This window comes from Stenotrophomonas sp. 96582_Sma, from assembly GCF_056480905.1.
Map to the genome: position 1 here is coordinate 2,747,708 of NZ_CM151122.1, position 17,194 is coordinate 2,764,901.

A 17,194-nucleotide genomic window follows, 5' to 3' on the forward strand; every position below is an offset into this window, starting at 1 on the left:
ATCCTGGACACCCATGGAACAGGATCATGAGGCGCATTCCCCCGCATCGCCGTACCGTACTGGGCACTCGCCGTTGGCGCAGCACTGCCATCGCCATCCTCACTCTGCTGACGCTTCCCCTGGTCACCCTCGCCTCACCCGTGCTGGAGAGCGCCTGTTCCTTCGCCGCCTGCCCGGGCGAGCGCATCATCGACGTTCCCTTCGACGTCATCGACGGGCGCATCCATGTGCAGGTGCAGGTCAACGGCAGCGGCCCGTACCGCTTCGCCATCGATACCGGCGCCAGCGGCATGGCCCGCGCGGACGCCCGCCTGGTCCGTCAACTGGCGCTGCCGGCGGACGCCAGCACTCACCACTCCGACGGCGTGCAGACAGCGCGGGCCGACACAGTGCGCATCGACGCCCTGGCGCTCGACGGGCTGCGCCACAGCGACGTGACCGCGCTCACCCGCGACTACAACGCACGGCAATCCAAAGACGCAGTGTTCGACGGCATCCTTGCGCGCGGATTCTTCGCTGATGGCGTGCTGATCATCGACTACCCGCAACGGCGCCTGCAGTTCCGCCGCGACATCGATCTCCTGCCCGCGCAACCAGACACGCTGGCCTATGCACGCGCCTTCCGCATCCCGGTGAAGATTGGAGCAGTCAGCACGGAGGCGCAGCTGGACACCGGCGCCAACGTCGCGATGGTGCTGCCCACGGCACTCTTCCGGCGGGCAGCCGGTGCCGCAGTGACCACCGGGGATCGACTGACCCTCAGTCACGGCGAGGTCGATGGCGGACATGCACAGCTGGATGTTCCCGTGTTGATCGGCGGCCTGGCGCTGCAGGGGCTGCACGTACGGGTGTCCGACCACTATCCCGAAGCGGTGGTCGGTGCCCATGCGCTGCAGGAAGCAGTGGTGCTGATCGATCAGCGCAGCCAACGGGTGGCAGTCTGCCCAAGCAGGCACCACCGCAACTGAGTCACTGTCGGCGTGCTGCCCGCCATGCCGGCCACGCTTCAGCGATCACGCCCACTGCCGACCTCAGGAACAACAGGGCGATCACTGCGCCAACGACGATGTCCGGCCAGCCGCGCCCGGTCATAGCCACGCCACCTGCGGCCACCAGCAGGCCCTCAGATGCCGGTCGCGCCCGCCGCCCGCGCCAGCTCCGCCGCCAACGCATCGCCCTTGCGCTCGCTGTAACGGTCCACGAGGTAGTCGGCGCGGCCACGGGTGAGCAGCGTGAACTTCACCAGTTCTTCGACCACATCCACCACACGATCGTAGTAGGGCGAAGGCTTCATCCGCCCGTCTTCGTCGAACTCCTGCCAGGCTTTGGCCACCGACGACTGGTTGGGAATGGTCAGCATGCGCATCCAGCGGCCCAGCACCCGCAGCGTATTGACCGTGTTGAACGACTGCGAGCCGCCGCAGACCTGCATCACCGCCAGCGTCCTGCCCTGGGTCGGCCGCACGCTGCCATCTTCCAGTGGCAGCCAGTCGATCTGGTTCTTGAACACGCCGGTCACCGTGCCGTGCCGCTCCGGGCTGACCCACACCTGCCCTTCCGACCAGTGCGACCACTCGCGCAGCCGCTGCACTTCCGGATGCCCCTTCTCCACGCTGTCCAGCAGCGGCAAGGCATGTGGATCGAACACGCGCGTGTCGCAGCCCAGATGCTGCAGCAGGCGTTCGGCCTCCAGTGCCAGCTTGCGGCTGAACGACTGCGGCCGCAGTGAGCCGTACAACAGCAGGATGCGTGGCGGCCCCTGGCGTTCGGCGGCCAACCGCTGGTGATCAGGCTGGGGAAGCGAGGCTTCCCTCAGATGGGGCAACGAAGGACTTGTGATCGGCTTATTCATTCGACTATTCTAGAAATATGGAAACATCGAATGCAATCGCTGCGCTCACCGCGCTCGGCCACGCCACCCGCCTGGCGGCCTTCCGCCTGCTGGTCGAAGCCGGCCCGGCCGGTCGCATGGCCGGCGACATCGCCACAGCCCTCCAGGTTCCGCCCGCCACCCTCAGCTTCCACCTGAAGGAGCTGGTACAGGCCGGACTGGTCGAGAGCGAGAGCCAGGGCCGCCACGTCTGCTACCGCGCGAACTTCAGCGCAATGACCGGCCTGATCGAGTACCTCACGCACAACTGCTGCGCCGGTTCGCCCAGCGAACAGTGCACGCCGTCGGGCAATCCCTGCAGCTGCTGATACGGAAACGCCACCATGTCCCGCTCCATCCTGTTTCTCTGTACCGGCAACAGCGCCCGCAGCGTGCTGGCCGAAGCCACCTTGCGCGCATGGGGCGGCGACCGCTTCACGGCCTTCAGTGCCGGCAGCCACCCGACCGGCCAGGTCAATCCATTCGCGCTTGCACAGCTTCGCGCCGAAGGCATGCCGGTCGCGGGACTGCGCAGCAAATCCTGGGATGAGTTCGCTGATGCCGCCCCCATGGATCTTGTGATCACCGTCTGCGATGCGGCGGCAGCGGAAGCCTGCCCCGTGGTGTTCGGTGACTTCATCCGCAGCCATTGGGGCCTGCCGGACCCGGCCGAGGCAGAGGGCAGCGATGCCGACAAGGCTGCCGCCTTCGCCCACGCGCATGCCATCGTGAAGGCACGCGTGCAGGCCCTGCTGGCGCTGCCCGGGCACGTGTGGCAGGACCGCGGAATGCTGCAGCAGGCGCTGGACCAGATCGGCCATCTGCTGCCGGCAGCGCGCACGCCATGAGCACAGCGGCACCCATGGGCCTGTTCGAGCGCCACCTGACGCTCTGGGTCGCGCTGTGCATCATCGTCGGCACGCTGCTCGGGCACTTCCTGCCAGGTGCTTTCGCCTCCCTGGCGGCGGCTGAAGTGGCCAAAGTCAACCTGCCGGTGGCGGTGCTGATCTGGCTGATGATCATCCCGATGCTGCTGCGGGTGGATTTCGGTGCGATGCGCCAGCTGGGCCAGCACTGGAAAGGCATCGGGGTGACGCTGTTCATCAACTGGGCGGTGAAGCCATTCTCGATGGCGCTGCTGGGCTGGCTCTTCCTGCGCCACGTCTTTGCGGACTGGCTGCCCGCCGGCCAGATCGACAGCTACATCGCCGGCCTGATCCTGCTGGCGGCCGCGCCCTGCACGGCCATGGTGTTCGTATGGAGCAACCTGTGCCGCGGCGATGCCAACTTCACGCTGAGCCAGGTGGCACTGAACGACGCGATCATGGTGGTGGCCTATGCGCCGGTGGTGGCGCTGCTGCTGGGGCTGTCGGCCATCACCGTACCGTGGGATACGTTGCTGCTGTCGGTCGGCCTGTACATCGTGGTTCCGGTACTGGTGGCCGCATTGCTGCGGCGCTGGATCCTGTCGCGCCATGGCGAATCCGGGCTGCAGACGGCGCTGCGCCAGCTGGGGCCACTGTCACTGTCGGCGCTGCTGCTGACGCTGGTGCTGCTGTTCGGGTTCCAGGGCCAGCAGATCGTGCAGCAGCCGATGGTGATTGCGTTGATCGCGGTCCCGATCCTGATCCAGGTCTATTTCACCTCCGGCCTGGCCTACCTGCTCAACCGGCGCCTGGGTGTGGCGCATTGTGTGGCCGGGCCGTCGGCACTGATCGGCGCCAGCAACTTCTTCGAACTGGCGGTGGCGACGGCCGTGGGCCTTTTCGGAGTCCACTCCGGCGCGGCGCTGGCCACGGTGGTGGGGGTGCTGATTGAAGTCCCCGTGATGCTTTCGGTGGTGAAGATCGTGAATCGATCGCGCGACTGGTATGAGGTACGCGAGCGCGCCTGAGGCAGCCATGCCGGAGGCCGCTGCGTCGTGCCCGAGCCGCCAGTTGCAACGCCGTGGAATGCGCCCTGCTGCAACGGTGACAGCTCAAAAGTCCGTTCACACTCCCTGATCCATACTTCACGGCACGACGCCGCATGCAGCGGCAAGGCCCGGAGGTTGCGATGAACACCACACGCCTGTTCGCCATTGCATTGACCACGGCTGCCGCGCTGGCCGCGGCACCCGCCTTCGCCGATCCGCCGCACCATGCGCGCGGCAACGGGCCACCGCCGCACGCCGGTGGCCCGCACAACCGTGATGCACCTCCGCCGGGCTGGCAGAAGAAGGCCTGGCGTCGCGGTGAGCGCCTGCCATGGGCGGAAGTGGACCGCCGCTACTGGGTGGACGACTACGCGCGCTATCACCTGCGCGAGCCGGGCCGCGACCAACGCTGGGTCCGGCAGTCCGATAGCAAGTACCTGCTGGTGGAGATTGCTACCGGGTTGATCATCGACGCGCTGCATCGTTGAATGAGGGGATGCGCCGGGGCGCTGATGTAACGAAATGCCCCGGCAGCATCCCCTTGTCCCCGGAAGCTGCAGATGCAGACATCAAGAGCACCACTCGCCCTCCTCGCGCTTCTGCTGTCAGCCTCGCCAGGCCATGCCGGCAACAACAGTCCAGCCCACAGTCCAGCCGATGGAAAAGCCATCGAACAGGTGGTCGAATCGTTCCGCACCTCGCTGATCAACAAGGACAAGCCGACCTACATGGGCCTGTTCTTCTCCGACAAACCGGAAGACATCGGCTGGCAGTTTGTCTCCGAGGATGTGCGCCTGCAGGACATCCGCAAGGCCAAGCCCGATGCGATCAAGGCACGGCAGATTCCCGCCAACAACTTCATCGCGCTGATCGACGGCGTCGTTGCGTCGCCGAAACCGAAGGAGGAGACATTCTCCAATACGAAGATCGAAACGGATGGCGATGTGGCCTCGGTGTCGTTTGACTACAGCTTCCACGACGATGGAGTGAAGATCAACTGGGGCAAGGAAATGTGGCAGCTGATCCGTACCGAACAGGGCTGGAAGATCTTCTCGGTGATCTATTCGATCCGCGATTCACGCAGCCCGGCCGAATGAGTGATCTGTCAGACTGGTGCCCACCGTTCGTCCATGCCAGCCAGACCCGATGACCCGGATTGCCGACCTCAACGCCGACCAGCTCGCCCACCACGCGCTCAACATCTTCATCGCCCAGGGCCGTCACGTGGAAGGCGCACGGGTGATCTACCGGGCGCTGCAGCTGGACCCGGACCATCCCGCTGCACTGCGCTGCCTGAGCGATTTCCTGGCCCACCAGGGCACCGAGCCGTTCGCAGCGGCCACGCTGGAGCACGCCTTGTCCGGCGCCGTTCCACTGAATGACGATGCGCGCCGGATGCTGGATGACCTGCGCTTCCTCGACATCTGGTCCTGGGGATTCTCCCGGCACGTCTCCGGCGAAACCAACCTCAGCGGCGAAGCATTCAAGAACCGCGAGGATTTCGTGTTCGATGGCCCGGCCTATGCGGCCTTCCTCAACACGGTCACCGAGCCGGCCGGTTCGCTGCAGGGCGCCTTCCAGGCGGCCGTCCGCATCTGCGGGCTGATGTCCGGCCTGCTGCGCCACCCGGAGAAGGACAATCCGGCGTTCGATGATGTGCTGCGATCCTCCGCCTTCGTCGAGACCGAGGCGTACCCGGCATGGCTGGCCTCGCCGACGGACGATCTGGATGCCCTCGACCAGACCATCCAGGCGCAGCGCCAGGCCGGCTGAAGGAAAATCCAACGGGCGTCCGACGCTTTCCCGACGCCCGCCTGCACATCCTGTCGTGAGATCACTTCATGGCAGGACCGGCATGCAGCCACCCTCCCCCAAGGACAGCGGTAAATACCCGCATGGCAAGACCGGCCTTCGCCGCATCTTCTACACGCTGATCCATTCGCGCGACGGCTTCATCGCCACCTTCCGTGGCGAAGCCGCCTTCCGGCAGCTGTTGCTGCTGCATGCGCTGCTGATCGCCACCGCGTTCCTGCTGGACATCAGCCAGGTCGAACGCGCCGTGGTGCTGGCGGTCTGCTTCATCAGCCTGCTGGTGGAGCTGCTGAACTCGGCCATCGAAGCGGTGGTCGACCGCATCTCGCTTGACCACCACCCACTGTCCAAGAACGCCAAGGACATGGGCAGCGCCGCCCAGACCACAGCACTGCTGATGGTCGGCACGGTGTGGGGCGTGATCCTGCTGGGTTAGCTCGCGCCCGACCCGCCGGGCATGGCCCGGTGCCACAACGCCGCAGCCGCTAGCGCCAATGCGAGATCGCGAGCTTGGTCAACATGGTTGCGGCGATGGCCCAACCGAAGCTCAGCATGGTACCGATGATCACATATTCGGTGTGTGCCCGCGCCTGCCGGTCGGCGAAGCGCAGCACCGATTTGGCGGCCAGCATCAACCCCACGCCCTCCGGCTGGCCCAGCAGCAGGAACATGAAGATCAAGCCTCTTTCCAGCCGCCCGATATAGCGCCCTGCGGTCTGCATGCCCTTGTGATCGTCGCCCTGCACGGCTGCGGTCGTAGGCGCCGATTCGGCGCTTCCCATATTGAGTCCTGCCGTGAACGGCGCAAGCAGCTTCTCCACCAGGACGCCGCCGACGTTGACCACCAGGATCAAGCCGCTCGCGATCGACATGCCCTGATACATCAACAGTTGGACCTGGGTCGGGATCATCCCGTACCAGCCATTGCGGGCAACGTGAGGGAACATCAACGCGATCGACACGATGAAGGCGATATGCACCAACTGGTCAATGACGAATGCGTGCACGCCATCGGGGAGCCAATGCACCTTGATCCAGTCCATCACCGCATGGCTGAAACCGATGATGAGATAGACCCATGGGTTGATTGAACCGGTCAGCGCGGCGATGACGAGCAGCACCACTGCTACGTGCAGCAGCAGGCCATGCAGTTCCTGCTTACGCGCGATCATCTTCGTGGTCTGAAGCACGAAATCGGCGACAAGGTGAGCAGTCAACAGTACGAGCAGCGTTTCAAGCATGTCCTTTCTGCCTGTGAGTCCTTCCTGTGGCTCGCTTCGCGATAGCCAAGTCGCCGCCATAAGCAACGAAATTTAGTTGCTTAAGCCAAAGCAACGCTATTTAGTTGCTTTTCCAGAGCCGTGAACACTCCCGTACGGCTGCATCAGTGCACGTTCAGCCGCGGTGATCAGCTCCAGCAAGGCAAAGACACCAGCATCGTGATAGACCCGGTTAACCGATTGTCGGTGCCGGTTCAACGCATTGGCAGCTTCCAACTGCGAGGGGGCATCGGGGATCAGAAACAACGACGCCACCTCAGCCTGACTGCGTGTCCAGCGCGCGACAATAACATCGCAGGCAGACACCACTGCCGGTAACCAGTACAGATCCTCCCGTTGTACTGGCAGGGCTACGTCCATGTCCTGCGTGCGCCCCATGGATTCAAGCAACCGACCGGACAGCACGAATGCCTCACCCAGCGAACGCGACACCGCCTTCCGGTCCAATGCCTCTACCGTACCCAGTCCAATCGCGATCCGCGTGCGCGCCCGCGACTCCGACGCGGCAAGCTTGGCCTTGATCCAGGTCGCCAACCTCAGGAAACCGTGCGGCTGGGTGACCGCCAGCTGCCAGGCATCGCCCCGGTAGAACTCAGGGCCGACAATGCCCGGCAAAGGCCACTCCATGGCCTGGGCCACGGCAACGGAAATCACTTCACGGACGTCATCAATGGTGGCCGCGTCCATCTCCGTGGACTTGACCAAGTCGCCGGTAAGCACGGCAATCAGATCAGACGATGTATCGGGCATGTTCATACCTTGGGCTGCACAGGCTGTACCTCACAGGACATCTGCGGCTGGGCAGCGCCGGCCACATCTGTGCCGGGCCCGCTCAACGCCATTCTACCGTCGTAGCGGTTGATCACTGCCTGCAGCCTGCCCGCGCCAGCGACCTGCGGAAAATCCAGCCGATACAGGTTCGCCTCCACCTCCAGCTTGCCCGCGCGCGCGCTCGGACGGTTGACCCAGACCACCGACGCCTGGCCGGAGTCCAGGATCAACACCATCGGCGCCTGGGGCGTGGCGCTTGTGCTGCTGCAGGACAGCTGGATCACCCGCGGCGGCGTCAGATCGAGCGCCGACAGCTTGCATCCACCGAGTGCGGTCGTCGCCACCAGGACCGATACGAGTGATGGCCGGAGCAGAATCTTGGTCGTGGTCATCGCCCGATCGTAACCCGACAATCGATCCTATGACCCGGCGCATCGTGCAGGAACCTGCCGGGTCCGCTTGCACGTCCACGTGCCTTACTTCGTCAGGGCGAAATCCAGGCCTGCGCACACCGCCGCCACCTGCGCATCATTGCATTCCTGCGGGTTGGTGCGCGGGCTGTCCGGGTAGACCTCGGTGGTTGTGGCAAAGCGCGCGTCGGTGAAGCCGGCGCAGGCGCCGATCGAACGCGACTCACCCCAGACCACGCCTGGCGACTGCAGCGGCAGGCCGACCAGGTTGCCTTCGGCGTCTGCCGGGGCGATGTGAGTGACCGGGGCGACGGCGGTGATCAATGCCTTCTGGAACTCGGCCTGCGGATCTTCGCTGTTGCCGATCACGTAGAAGCCATCCGGAATGGTGTCGCGCTCGAACGGCTTGCCGTCGCGGGCGCAGCGCGCCGGATCGAACTCGTGCAGGTCGCTGTCGGTGGTCTCGTGCAGGTCCAGGTGCACCAGCAGGTTCGGCTTGCGCTCGGCCACCCAGCGCATCAGCGCGGCGGCTTCCTCGATCTGGCCGCCGTCACGGAAGCTGCGGTTCGGGTCGATGGCATCCGGGTTCCAGCGCTGGATGCGCTCGTAGCCCCACGGGCTGACGCACGGCGCCACGATCAGGTTCAGCCGGCCCAGGTAACGCTCGGCCTGCTGTTCCAGGAACTGCAGCGCGCCGTGCACGCCGCTGGTCTCGTAGCCATGCACGCCACCGGTGATCAACGCGGTCGGCAGCGCCGGGTTCCAGTCGTGGTTGACCACGGCGAACAGCGGGTAATGGTCAGGTGCATAGTCCAGCTGACCGTACTGGATCACATCGAAGCTGTCGTCCAGGCGTTCAAGGGCGGCCACCACGTCGTCGTGGTAGCTGCGCTGACGCTGCTGGCGCGCCCGCCACTGTGCGCGTTCCGCGTCGCCCCAGGGCTGTCCGGGGGTGCCGATCGGGTAGAACTGCGCAACAGTCATTGGGTACTCCAAGGGTCGAACGGGATGGGTGCAGCCGGTCATTCTAAGCCTTGTCGCGCCTGCGGGTCCCCTCCCCCCGCCCCGCCTTCATCCAGGCAGGGTCATCTGGTTGTAAAATCAACGGTTTTTGGCCCCTCACCCCTTGATGGCGAACGCAGCGCAGCCGGTCCTGGGTGGACCGGAATTCCTCCGCCTGCTCGCCCGTCTCAGCGACGGCGCGATGCCGGCCAGCAGTCCCGCCCTGACCGATCGCCTCGGCCAGTGGGTGGACTGGAGCCGTGCCGTGGCCCTGTCCGGGGCGCTCGGCGGACGCCTGCCCGAGCCGGGCGAGGCCACCGAAGCGGCCGGGGATGTGCTGGACGACTGCGCCCAGGCCCATGCCAGCCTGCTGGCCTCGATCAGTGAGGATGCCGAGGCCGAGCGCCTGCTGGACCTGGCCGAAGCCGCCGCCGCACCCAATTTCGCCTCGCTGCGCCAGCGCTACCGGGTGCTGCAGCAGGCCATCCAGACCGCCACCGGGCGCCTGCGCGGCCGCCTGCGCGACCAGCTGGTGCAGGTTTCACCCGAGCTGGCACGGCTGGCCGAGGTCGATGCGGTGATGGAACAGACCCTCACCCCGCGCGAGCACAGCCTGCTGGCCACTGCGCCGGCGGTGCTCGGCGCCCGCTTTGAACGCGTGCACGGCCAGCCCGGCTGGCGCGCGGCCTTCCGCCATGACATGCGCATCCTGCTGCTTGCCGAGCTGCAGCTGCGCTTCCACCCGATCGAAGGGCTGCAAGACGCCCTGCGCTCCCACTGACCGGAACACCATGTCCAGAACTGCTTTCCATGTCGTTGTTTTCCTTGTCGGCCTGCTGGCCGTGTGCTGGATCGGCATTGGCTACGTTTCGGTGCATCCGCTGGGTGCAGCGGTGGCGGCAATCATCGCGGCCTGCTACATCGCCGGTGGCGTGGAGCTGTACCGCTATCGGCAGGCCAGCAACGGCCTGCGCAGCGCGCTGAGCGATCTCTCCAGCGCGAAGGAAAGCCTTGCCCCCTGGCTGGAGCGCGTGCCGATGGGCCTGCGCAACGCCGTGCGCCTGCGCGTGGAAGGCGAGCGCACCGCCCTGCCCGCGCCGGTGCTGACCCCGTACCTGGTTGGCCTGCTGGTGCTGCTGGGCATGCTCGGCACCCTGCTGGGCATGATGGACACGCTGCGCGGCACTGGCCTGGCCCTGCAGAGCGCGACCGACATGGCCGCCATCCGCGGCTCGCTGGCCTCGCCGGTGCAGGGCCTGGCCGTGGCATTCGGCACCTCGATCGCCGGTGTGGCCAGCTCGGCCATGCTCGGCCTGCTGGCGGCGCTGCTGCGCCGTGACCGCCTGCAGGCCGTGCAGCAGCTGGACCGTGCCATTGCCGGCGACCTGCACCCGTACTCGCAGGCCTGGCAGCGCGCCGAATCGCTGCGCCTGCTGCAGGCACAATCTGCCGCGCTGCCGGCGCTGGTCGACCGCCTGCAGGCGATGACCAGCACCTTCGAACAGCACAGTGCGGCCGCCAATGAGCGCCTGCTTGCCGGCCAGGCCGAGTTCCTGACCCAGAGCCAGGCGCTGCAGGAACGCCTGGCGGTCTCGCTGCAGCAGTCGCTACGCGAAGGTGCCGAGGCCAGCGCCGCCGCCATCGGTGGCGCGCTGCAGCCGATGGCCGAGACCACGCTGGCCGGCCTGGCCCACCATGGTGAGGCGTTGCATGCGCGTGTCGAGCAGGCGGTGCAGCAGCAGCTGACTGGCCTGAGCGACGGTTTCGAGCGCAGCCGCGTCGCTACCGAAGCCAGCTGGGCCAAGGTGGTGAGCGAGCAGACCCAGGCACAACAGGCGCTGGTGAGTGATCTGCGCCAGCACCTGCAGGCCTTCAGCGATGGCCAGGGCACGCAGGCGGAAGCACTGGTCGCGCGCATTGGCGAGCGCCTGCAGGCCGATGCCAGCGGCAATGCCGAGGCCTGGCGCGCCGCCGCCGAACAGCAGCAGGCATTGAATACCGCGCTGGTCGAACGCCAGCAGCAGGCATTGCTGGCCACCAGCGAGCATCTGGACGCGCGTGCGCAGGCGCTGCTGCAGGCACTGGAACAGCATCACAGCGCCAGCCAGTCGCTGCTGCAGGATCATGAAGAGCAGCGCTCGCAGCAGTGGCAGGCCGCGCAGGCCGCCGCCGCGACCGCGCACGCCGAACTGCAGGCCAGCCTGGACAGCCGCGAGCAGCAGCGCCAGGCACGCTGGGATGCGGTCAGTGCCGAACTGCAGCAGGCCCACGCCGCGCTGCAGGCCCAGCTGCAGGCCGGCGACGAACAGCGCCTGCAGCGCTGGAGCGATGCCCTGCAGCACGTTTCCACGGAGCTGGCCGAACGCCTGCAGGCCAACGGCGAACGCCTAGCCGCGCAGCAGCAGCAGGTCTGCGACACGTTGGCCGAGACCGCACAGCAGATCGGCGAGAACGGTCGCGCGCAGGCCAGCGCCACGCTGGCCGAAGTGTCCACCCTGCTGCAGACCGCGGCCGCTGCACCGAAGGCCGCCGCCGACGTCATCAACGAGCTGCGCAGCACGCTCTCCGAGAGCCTGGTGCGCGACAACGCGATGCTGGAAGAACGCGGCCGGCTGCTGGCCACCGTGCAGACCCTGCTGGATGCGATCAACCATGCCTCGCACGAACAGCGCACCGCCGTGGACGCGCTGGTCGGTGGTTCGGCCGAGCTGCTGGAACGCGTCGGCAACCGCTTCACCGACCATATCGCCGCCGAGACCGGCAAGCTGGATGGCATTGCCGCAGCGCTCAGAGGCAGCGCCGGTGACGTCGGCCAGCTGGCTGGCGCCTTCGGCGATGCGGTTGCGCAGTTCGGCAGCGCCTCCACCGAGTTGTCCGGCCGCCTGGAACAGATCGGCGGCGCACTGGATGCCTCGCTGGCGCGCAGCGACGAGCAGCTGGCCTACTACGTGGCGCAGGCGCGCGAGGTGGTCGACCTCAGCCTGCTGTCGCAGAAGCAGGTGATGGAAGAACTGCAGCAGCTGGCCGCGCGCCGCGGCAAGGCCGGCAGCGCATGAGCGACGAGCTGGAGGTCGACGGCGGCTCACACGCCCCGATCTGGGCCGCCTTTGGCGACCTGATGTCGGTGCTGCTGGGTGCGTTCGTGCTGATACTCGTCGGTGTGGTCGCCGTGCAGCTGGAGCTGTCGCAGCGGCTGGACCAGGAAGTGAAGCAGCGCCAGGCCGAAGCCAAGCGCCTGCAGACCCTGGAACAGGCACTGGCCGGCCCGTTGGCCGCCGGTCGCGTGACCTTGGTCGATGGCCGCATCGGTATCAGCGGCAGCGTGCTGTTCGCGCTGAACTCGGACCAGCTGCAGCCGGAAGGCCAGGAGCTGCTGCGCAGCCTGGCCGCACCGCTGGCCGCCTATCTGGGGACGCGCGAAGAAATCCTGATGGTCAGCGGCTTCACCGATGACGCACCGGTGCGCGAAGGCAACCGTCGATTCGCCGACAACTGGGAGCTGTCGGCGCAGCGGTCGCTGACCGTGACCCGCACCCTGATCGCCGACGGCGTACCGGCCGACGCCGTATTCGCCGCTGCCTTCGGTAGCGAACAACCGGTCAGCTCCAATGCCAGCGAAGACGGCCGCGCGCGCAACCGTCGCGTGGAGATCGCGCCGATTCCCAAGCCCAAGGCCGCGGATGCCAAGTAAGCCGCCCGCACTGGAGGGCCTGCGCGCACTGGTGCGCGACCTTGATGCGGGGTCGCGCTCGCTGCCGCATTACCCGCAGGTGCCGATGCTGCAGCAGGTGCAGCGCGAGTGGTCGGAACTGCGCAGCGAACTGCAGGTACGCCGCTCGCTGCGCACCGAGGCCCCGGCCGATGGCGGTCCGCTGAATTCGGCGGTGCTGGTGCAGCGCATGCTGGACACGATGCAGTCGACCAGCCCCGGTTACCTGCGCCACTTCATCGACTATGTGGACACCCTGTCGTGGCTGCAGGCGCTGCAGGATGGCGCCGCCAGCGGCGGCGATACCGCGAAGCCGAAGCGTACGCGCAAGCCGCGCTGAACACCGATTGGTAGTGCCGGCCGCTGGCCGGCAGCTGCACATTGCCAGATGGGTCCACGTGGCTGCCGGCCAGCGGCCGGCACTACCCGTCGTGGTAGGCGCCTCACAACGAATGAACATGTCACCAGACAGTCATCTGTCTAGCGCACCATTTTCACGTTGATCCACGGCGCCTGCAGCGCCACCGGTCGCATCGGTTGTCTCCCCTTTTTAACTCCATGAGCTCCGCGCCCGTGCGGTGGCTCGTGCCTGCCTGAGTGTCCGTAACATGACGAAGACTTTGTTGGCCGCTGCGCTGTCCCTGGCGCTCGCTCCCGCGGCCTGGGCGCAGGATGCTGCCCCGACCTCCACTGGCACGTCCGCCACCGATCTCGATGCGGTTTCGGTGATCGGCAGCGGTGAAGCGCGCCAGGTGCAGCGCATCACCCGCGAGAACCTCGACATCCTGCCGCCGGGCACCAGCCTGCAGAAGACGCTCAATCTACTGCCGGGCGTCAACGCGCAGTCGGCCGATGCGCTGGGCACCAACGAGCAGTCGATGACCCTCAGCCTGCGCGGCTTCAACTCCACCCGTCTCGGTTACACGCTCGACGGCGTGCCGCTGGGCGATGGCGCGTACAACAACTACAACGGCCTGACCATCAACCGTGCGCTGATCAGCGAGAACATGGCCGGCGCGGAACTGGCGGTGGGCATCGGCAGCCTCGGCACGCCGTCCACCAGCAACCTCGGCGGCACCATCTCGTATACCTCTGACCGCCCAGCCCAAGAGTTGGGTGGCCGCGTGGTGCAGACCTTCGGCAGCGATGCCAACCGCCGCACCTTCGTGCGCGTCGACAGCGGCGAGTACAACGGCTTCTCCGGCTACGTTTCCGGCATGAATGCCGTCTCCGATCTGTGGAACGACCAGACCGCCTACAACAAATCCACCACAAAGCAGTTCAACGCCAAGGGCGTGTGGAACTTTGGCCGCGGCCAGATCACCGGTTTCGTCGATACCTCGCGCACCACCCAGGCGGACTACTTCTACCTGTCCAAGGACGAGATGTCGCGCGGCCTGGGCTGGGACTGGGGCGGCTACGCGCCGGACTGGAACAAGGCGGTGGCCAAGGCCTACTGCAACACCGCCAGCTTCAATGCGAAGAAGTGCGACAGCAGCGGCCCGGACAAGGATGCCGATGGTGCCTTCACCGCCGGCCAGATCCTGCGTGACGACAACCTGTACTACCTGGCCGGCGACTTCTTCCTGGCCGATGGCTTCAGCCTGCGCGCCCTGGCCTACCACCACGACGACCGCGGCGAAGGCCACAACTGGAACAGCGGCGCGTGGTCGAACAAGGGCACCGCGCAGGAGATCCCGATCATCTTCCGCAACACCATCTACACCATCGACCGCGATGGCGGCACGCTGTCGTTCGACTGGGAGCTGGGCGCGCACCGCATCGAAGGCGGCGTCTGGTACGAGCGCAACACCAGCAGCGCCGAGCGCTACCAGACCGCCGTGGACGGCCCGCGTGACCTGAGTGGCATGAACACCCTGCCCTCCGACGTCGGCGTGTTTGCCCAACGCACCCGCTGGAAGACTCACCAGTTCTTCCTGAAGGACACCTGGCGCCTGCTCGATGACCGCCTGACTCTGGAGTTCGGGGCCAAGAGCCCGCACGCCACCTCCGATGCACAAGCGCTGCCGGGCGATGCGAAGACGCCGATCTCGCCGACCTCGAACAACCAGTTCGCCACCGGTTCGTTGAAGGCCAGCAAGAATTTCCTGCCCAGCATCGGCGCCAACTTCCGCCTGGCCGAGCACCACGAGATCTTCGCCAGCTACGCCGAGAACATCGCCATGTTCCAGGGCGGCTTCAAGCTGGGTCCGCAGGCGGTCAGCCAGGCGACCTGGAACGCTCAGGGCAACCTGAAGCCGGAGGAGTCACGCTCGCTGGAAGCCGGCTACCGCTTCGTCACCGATACCCTGCAGGCCTCGATCGCGGCCTACAGCGTGCGCTTCGACAACCGCCTGCTGCAGTACAACCCATGTGATTCACGCCAGCCGGTGGGTCCGACCTGCGGCAACCGCTTCTACAACGTAGGCGGCGTCGACAGCCGCGGCGCCGAGCTGACCGTGCTGTGGACCCCGAACGAGCACTTCAGCTGGTACACCTCGGCCTCGCTGAACCGTTCGACCTACGCCTCCAACTACGTGCAGGCCGGTGTCGAGCAGCAGATCAAGGGCAAGATCCAGACCGATACGCCCAAGCAGCTGCTGGCCACCGAGATCACCTGGCGTGACAACGGCTGGTTCGCCAGCTTGCGTGGCAAGTACACCGGCGAGCGCTTCTACACCTACACCAACGACCAGGGCTTCGGCGGCTTCACCGTGTTCGACCTCGCCGGTGGCTATGACTTCGGCGAGGTCGGCTTCGCCAAGGGCATGCGCCTGTCGTTCAACGTGACCAACCTGACCAACAAGCGCTACGCCAGCAACCTGGATTCGAGCGTGTTCGCGCCCAGCGACCCCGCCGGCAAGCTGTACGTGTTCCATGCCTCGGCACCGCGCCAGGTGTTCGGTACGATCGACCTTCGCTTCTGATCTTCCGCCCGGAGTCCACTGATGCTCACGACCGCCCTGCTGCTGGCCACCCTCTCCGCCAGCGGATACTCCGCTCCGCATGAGGCAACGGGTGCACCACCGCGCACCCTGCAGCTGGGCGGTCGTACCTATGTGGACAAGGGCCTGGTCGCTGCCGGACGGTTGCCCGCGGGCACGGTGGACTTCCTCGGCGATACGCTGGGCTCGTTTTCGTCGCTGGCGGTGCAGCCCGGCACCTGGAAGCGCACCGCCAGCGGCTACGAAGGCGTGCTCTGGACCCTGCCCGACCGCGGCCGCAACGATCCCGAGGCTGGCCTGTTCTACGACTACGCTGGCCGCGTGGAGCGCATGCAGCTGCGTATCGACGTTATCCGGGCCAAGCCCGGTGCACTCGGCACGTTGACGATGGTGCCGGACAGGGGCGTGGTGCTGAAGGACTTCAACGGGCAGCCGTTCACCGGTGCCGACCCGGGTGAGCACACGATCACCCAGCGCGAGGTGGTGTTGCCCTCGCCGGCCAGCGGCGCAGGCGCGGGCAAGGTCTCGCTGGATGCGGAGTCGCTGCAGTTCACCGCCGATGGCCACTTCTACATCGGCGACGAGTACACCGCCAACGTCTACTACTTCGATGCGCAGGGTCAGCTGCAGGGTGTGATCGTGGCGCCGCCGGCGATCCGTCCGCAGCGCGATGGCAAGCCCGCCTTCGGTTCGCTGGCGGCGCCGCAGACTGGGCGCCGCAACAACCAGGGCGTGGAAGGCATGGGCCTGTCCCCCGACGGTACCCGCCTGTTCGTGGCCCTTCAGAGCGCGACGCTGCAGGACAGCGCAAAAGGCAACGCGGCCGGGCGCATCAACACCCGCGTGCTGGTCTACGACGTGACGGCCTCGCCGACGCCGCAGCAACCGATCGGCCATTACGTGATGGCCCTGCCCGCCTATGCACACGACGGCAAGGGCAAGCTGGACCGTACCGCCGCGCAGAGCGAGCTGCGTGCACTGGATGCCCACCGCTTCCTGCTGCTGGCCCGCGATGGCAACGGTCTGGGCAAGGACGGCGATGACCCGATCGTCTACAAGTCGGTGCTGCTGGTGGATGTGGCCGATGCCAGCAACCTGGCAGGAAGCAACTATGAGTCCGGTACGGCCTCGGTGCTGGCCGACCCGGCGGGCACCGTGTTGAAGGACGGCATCGTGCCCGCACGCAGCGACGAACTGCTGAACCTGCTCGACCGCCCGCAGCTGGCGCGTGCCGGCCTTGACCTGGACACCAAGCGCGGCCCGCATGCCGGGCTGCTCTCGGAAAAGTGGGAAGCCATGGACGTACTGCCAGCGCTGGACCCGCAGCATCCGAACGACATGCTGTTGCTGATCGGCAACGACAACGACTTCATCGCCCGCCACTGCCGCATGCAGGGCCAATCCTGCGACAGCCCGTTCGACAACGACAACCGCGTGCTGGTCTACCGACTGACCCTGCCCTGAGACGTCGCCGGGCATG

General features: G+C 66.5%; 19 protein-coding genes. 14 read left to right on the plus strand and 5 right to left on the minus strand.

Translation table 11 applies throughout. The features are described 5' to 3' along the window. Positions 1-26: 26 nt before the first annotated feature. On the plus strand, positions 27-968 hold the full coding sequence (locus tag ACZK2R_RS12735; RefSeq protein WP_180838516.1) for an aspartyl protease family protein: 942 nt from the start codon (positions 27-29) through the stop codon (positions 966-968). Positions 969-1,123: 155 nt separating this feature from the next. Here ACZK2R_RS12735 and arsH read toward each other — a convergent pair whose 3' ends face one another. Then, a complete protein-coding gene (arsH, locus tag ACZK2R_RS12740; RefSeq protein WP_125895735.1) occupies positions 1,124-1,852 on the minus strand; it encodes an arsenical resistance protein ArsH in 729 nt (242 codons plus the stop codon). A 17-nt stretch (positions 1,853-1,869) separates the two neighbouring features. Between arsH and ACZK2R_RS12745 the strand changes: the two genes are divergently transcribed. From ACZK2R_RS12745 to ACZK2R_RS12775, 7 genes are all read left to right on the plus strand, one after another. Next, positions 1,870-2,199 (plus strand): ArsR/SmtB family transcription factor, encoded by a 330-nt coding sequence (locus tag ACZK2R_RS12745; RefSeq protein WP_049423024.1) that lies wholly within the window; start codon positions 1,870-1,872, stop codon positions 2,197-2,199. A 15-nt stretch (positions 2,200-2,214) separates the two neighbouring features. After that, the gene (locus ACZK2R_RS12750) at positions 2,215-2,718 is read left to right on the plus strand and encodes an arsenate reductase ArsC (RefSeq protein ID WP_132810281.1); all 504 of its coding nucleotides are present in this window, start codon (positions 2,215-2,217) and stop codon (positions 2,716-2,718) included. Between the two features lie 14 nt (positions 2,719-2,732). Then, a complete protein-coding gene (gene arsB / locus ACZK2R_RS12755; RefSeq protein WP_180838522.1) occupies positions 2,733-3,764 on the plus strand; it encodes an ACR3 family arsenite efflux transporter in 1,032 nt (343 codons plus the stop codon). Positions 3,765-3,925: 161 nt separating this feature from the next. Further along, positions 3,926-4,273 carry an RcnB family protein gene (locus tag ACZK2R_RS12760; RefSeq protein WP_180838517.1) on the plus strand — a complete coding sequence of 116 codons (348 nt, stop codon included), beginning with the start codon at positions 3,926-3,928 and terminating at the stop codon, positions 4,271-4,273. A 72-nt stretch (positions 4,274-4,345) separates the two neighbouring features. Then, positions 4,346-4,882, plus strand: a complete 537-nt coding sequence (locus ACZK2R_RS12765) for a Cif family virulence factor (protein WP_180838518.1) — start codon at positions 4,346-4,348, stop codon at positions 4,880-4,882. Between the two features lie 49 nt (positions 4,883-4,931). Continuing rightward, entirely contained in the window at positions 4,932-5,558 is a 627-nt protein-coding gene (locus ACZK2R_RS12770) for a hypothetical protein (protein ID WP_125895732.1), read from the plus strand. Positions 5,559-5,640: 82 nt separating this feature from the next. Further along, positions 5,641-6,033 carry a diacylglycerol kinase gene (locus ACZK2R_RS12775; RefSeq protein ID WP_032129972.1) on the plus strand — a complete coding sequence of 131 codons (393 nt, stop codon included), beginning with the start codon at positions 5,641-5,643 and terminating at the stop codon, positions 6,031-6,033. Between the two features lie 49 nt (positions 6,034-6,082). Here the strand turns inward: ACZK2R_RS12775 and ACZK2R_RS12780 are convergent, their stop codons facing one another. From ACZK2R_RS12780 to ACZK2R_RS12795, 4 genes are all read right to left on the minus strand, one after another. Continuing rightward, positions 6,083-6,838, minus strand: a complete 756-nt coding sequence (locus ACZK2R_RS12780; protein ID WP_180838519.1) for a DUF3307 domain-containing protein — start codon at positions 6,836-6,838, stop codon at positions 6,083-6,085. 96 nt (positions 6,839-6,934) lie between these two features. Next, the gene (locus ACZK2R_RS12785; protein ID WP_478487293.1) at positions 6,935-7,633 is read right to left on the minus strand and encodes a hypothetical protein; all 699 of its coding nucleotides are present in this window, start codon (positions 7,631-7,633) and stop codon (positions 6,935-6,937) included. Further along, entirely contained in the window at positions 7,630-8,040 is a 411-nt protein-coding gene (locus tag ACZK2R_RS12790; RefSeq protein ID WP_125895729.1) for a hypothetical protein, read from the minus strand. Before ACZK2R_RS12790 ends, ACZK2R_RS12785 begins: the two co-directional genes overlap by 4 nt. A gap of 84 nt (positions 8,041-8,124) precedes the next feature. After that, on the minus strand, positions 8,125-9,042 hold the full coding sequence (locus tag ACZK2R_RS12795) for a M14 family metallopeptidase (protein WP_125895728.1): 918 nt from the start codon (positions 9,040-9,042) through the stop codon (positions 8,125-8,127). 145 nt (positions 9,043-9,187) lie between these two features. On the opposite strand from ACZK2R_RS12795, the gene ACZK2R_RS12800 reads away from it, so the two are divergent. From ACZK2R_RS12800 to ACZK2R_RS12825, 6 genes are all read left to right on the plus strand, one after another. Then, positions 9,188-9,841 carry a DUF3348 family protein gene (locus ACZK2R_RS12800; RefSeq protein WP_125895727.1) on the plus strand — a complete coding sequence of 218 codons (654 nt, stop codon included), beginning with the start codon at positions 9,188-9,190 and terminating at the stop codon, positions 9,839-9,841. A 10-nt stretch (positions 9,842-9,851) separates the two neighbouring features. Then, positions 9,852-12,116: a DUF802 domain-containing protein gene (locus ACZK2R_RS12805; protein WP_180838521.1), complete on the plus strand. Its 2,265-nt coding sequence runs from the start codon at positions 9,852-9,854 to the stop codon at positions 12,114-12,116. Beyond that, positions 12,113-12,751: an OmpA family protein gene (locus tag ACZK2R_RS12810; RefSeq protein WP_046986176.1), complete on the plus strand. Its 639-nt coding sequence runs from the start codon at positions 12,113-12,115 to the stop codon at positions 12,749-12,751. The genes ACZK2R_RS12805 and ACZK2R_RS12810 overlap by 4 nt, the downstream gene beginning before the upstream one ends. Then, positions 12,669-13,109: a DUF2894 domain-containing protein gene (locus ACZK2R_RS12815; protein ID WP_219631029.1), complete on the plus strand. Its 441-nt coding sequence runs from the start codon at positions 12,669-12,671 to the stop codon at positions 13,107-13,109. The genes ACZK2R_RS12810 and ACZK2R_RS12815 overlap by 83 nt, the downstream gene beginning before the upstream one ends. A 268-nt stretch (positions 13,110-13,377) precedes the next feature. Next, positions 13,378-15,696, plus strand: a complete 2,319-nt coding sequence (locus ACZK2R_RS12820) for a TonB-dependent receptor (RefSeq protein ID WP_125895808.1) — start codon at positions 13,378-13,380, stop codon at positions 15,694-15,696. A gap of 21 nt (positions 15,697-15,717) precedes the next feature. Beyond that, positions 15,718-17,178 (plus strand): esterase-like activity of phytase family protein, encoded by a 1,461-nt coding sequence (locus tag ACZK2R_RS12825; protein ID WP_180837629.1) that lies wholly within the window; start codon positions 15,718-15,720, stop codon positions 17,176-17,178. Positions 17,179-17,194 lie beyond the last annotated feature (16 nt).

What these genes read in the sequence shown, in the direction of transcription:
- ACZK2R_RS12735 (WP_180838516.1), top strand. Translation starts at nt 27, where the DNA reads ATGAGGCGCATTCCCCCGCATCGCCGTACCGTACTGGGCACTCGCCGT.
- arsH (WP_125895735.1), bottom strand. Translation starts at nt 1,852, where the DNA reads ATGAATAAGCCGATCACAAGTCCTTCGTTGCCCCATCTGAGGGAAGCC.
- ACZK2R_RS12745 (WP_049423024.1), top strand. Translation starts at nt 1,870, where the DNA reads ATGGAAACATCGAATGCAATCGCTGCGCTCACCGCGCTCGGCCACGCC.
- ACZK2R_RS12750 (WP_132810281.1), top strand. Translation starts at nt 2,215, where the DNA reads ATGTCCCGCTCCATCCTGTTTCTCTGTACCGGCAACAGCGCCCGCAGC.
- arsB (WP_180838522.1), top strand. Translation starts at nt 2,733, where the DNA reads ATGGGCCTGTTCGAGCGCCACCTGACGCTCTGGGTCGCGCTGTGCATC.
- ACZK2R_RS12760 (WP_180838517.1), top strand. Translation starts at nt 3,926, where the DNA reads ATGAACACCACACGCCTGTTCGCCATTGCATTGACCACGGCTGCCGCG.
- ACZK2R_RS12765 (WP_180838518.1), top strand. Translation starts at nt 4,346, where the DNA reads ATGCAGACATCAAGAGCACCACTCGCCCTCCTCGCGCTTCTGCTGTCA.
- ACZK2R_RS12770 (WP_125895732.1), top strand. Translation starts at nt 4,932, where the DNA reads ATGACCCGGATTGCCGACCTCAACGCCGACCAGCTCGCCCACCACGCG.
- ACZK2R_RS12775 (WP_032129972.1), top strand. Translation starts at nt 5,641, where the DNA reads ATGCAGCCACCCTCCCCCAAGGACAGCGGTAAATACCCGCATGGCAAG.
- ACZK2R_RS12780 (WP_180838519.1), bottom strand. Translation starts at nt 6,838, where the DNA reads ATGCTTGAAACGCTGCTCGTACTGTTGACTGCTCACCTTGTCGCCGAT.
- ACZK2R_RS12785 (WP_478487293.1), bottom strand. Translation starts at nt 7,633, where the DNA reads ATGAACATGCCCGATACATCGTCTGATCTGATTGCCGTGCTTACCGGC.
- ACZK2R_RS12790 (WP_125895729.1), bottom strand. Translation starts at nt 8,040, where the DNA reads ATGACCACGACCAAGATTCTGCTCCGGCCATCACTCGTATCGGTCCTG.
- ACZK2R_RS12795 (WP_125895728.1), bottom strand. Translation starts at nt 9,042, where the DNA reads ATGACTGTTGCGCAGTTCTACCCGATCGGCACCCCCGGACAGCCCTGG.
- ACZK2R_RS12800 (WP_125895727.1), top strand. Translation starts at nt 9,188, where the DNA reads ATGGCGAACGCAGCGCAGCCGGTCCTGGGTGGACCGGAATTCCTCCGC.
- ACZK2R_RS12805 (WP_180838521.1), top strand. Translation starts at nt 9,852, where the DNA reads ATGTCCAGAACTGCTTTCCATGTCGTTGTTTTCCTTGTCGGCCTGCTG.
- ACZK2R_RS12810 (WP_046986176.1), top strand. Translation starts at nt 12,113, where the DNA reads ATGAGCGACGAGCTGGAGGTCGACGGCGGCTCACACGCCCCGATCTGG.
- ACZK2R_RS12815 (WP_219631029.1), top strand. Translation starts at nt 12,669, where the DNA reads ATGCCAGCGAAGACGGCCGCGCGCGCAACCGTCGCGTGGAGATCGCGC.
- ACZK2R_RS12820 (WP_125895808.1), top strand. Translation starts at nt 13,378, where the DNA reads ATGACGAAGACTTTGTTGGCCGCTGCGCTGTCCCTGGCGCTCGCTCCC.
- ACZK2R_RS12825 (WP_180837629.1), top strand. Translation starts at nt 15,718, where the DNA reads ATGCTCACGACCGCCCTGCTGCTGGCCACCCTCTCCGCCAGCGGATAC.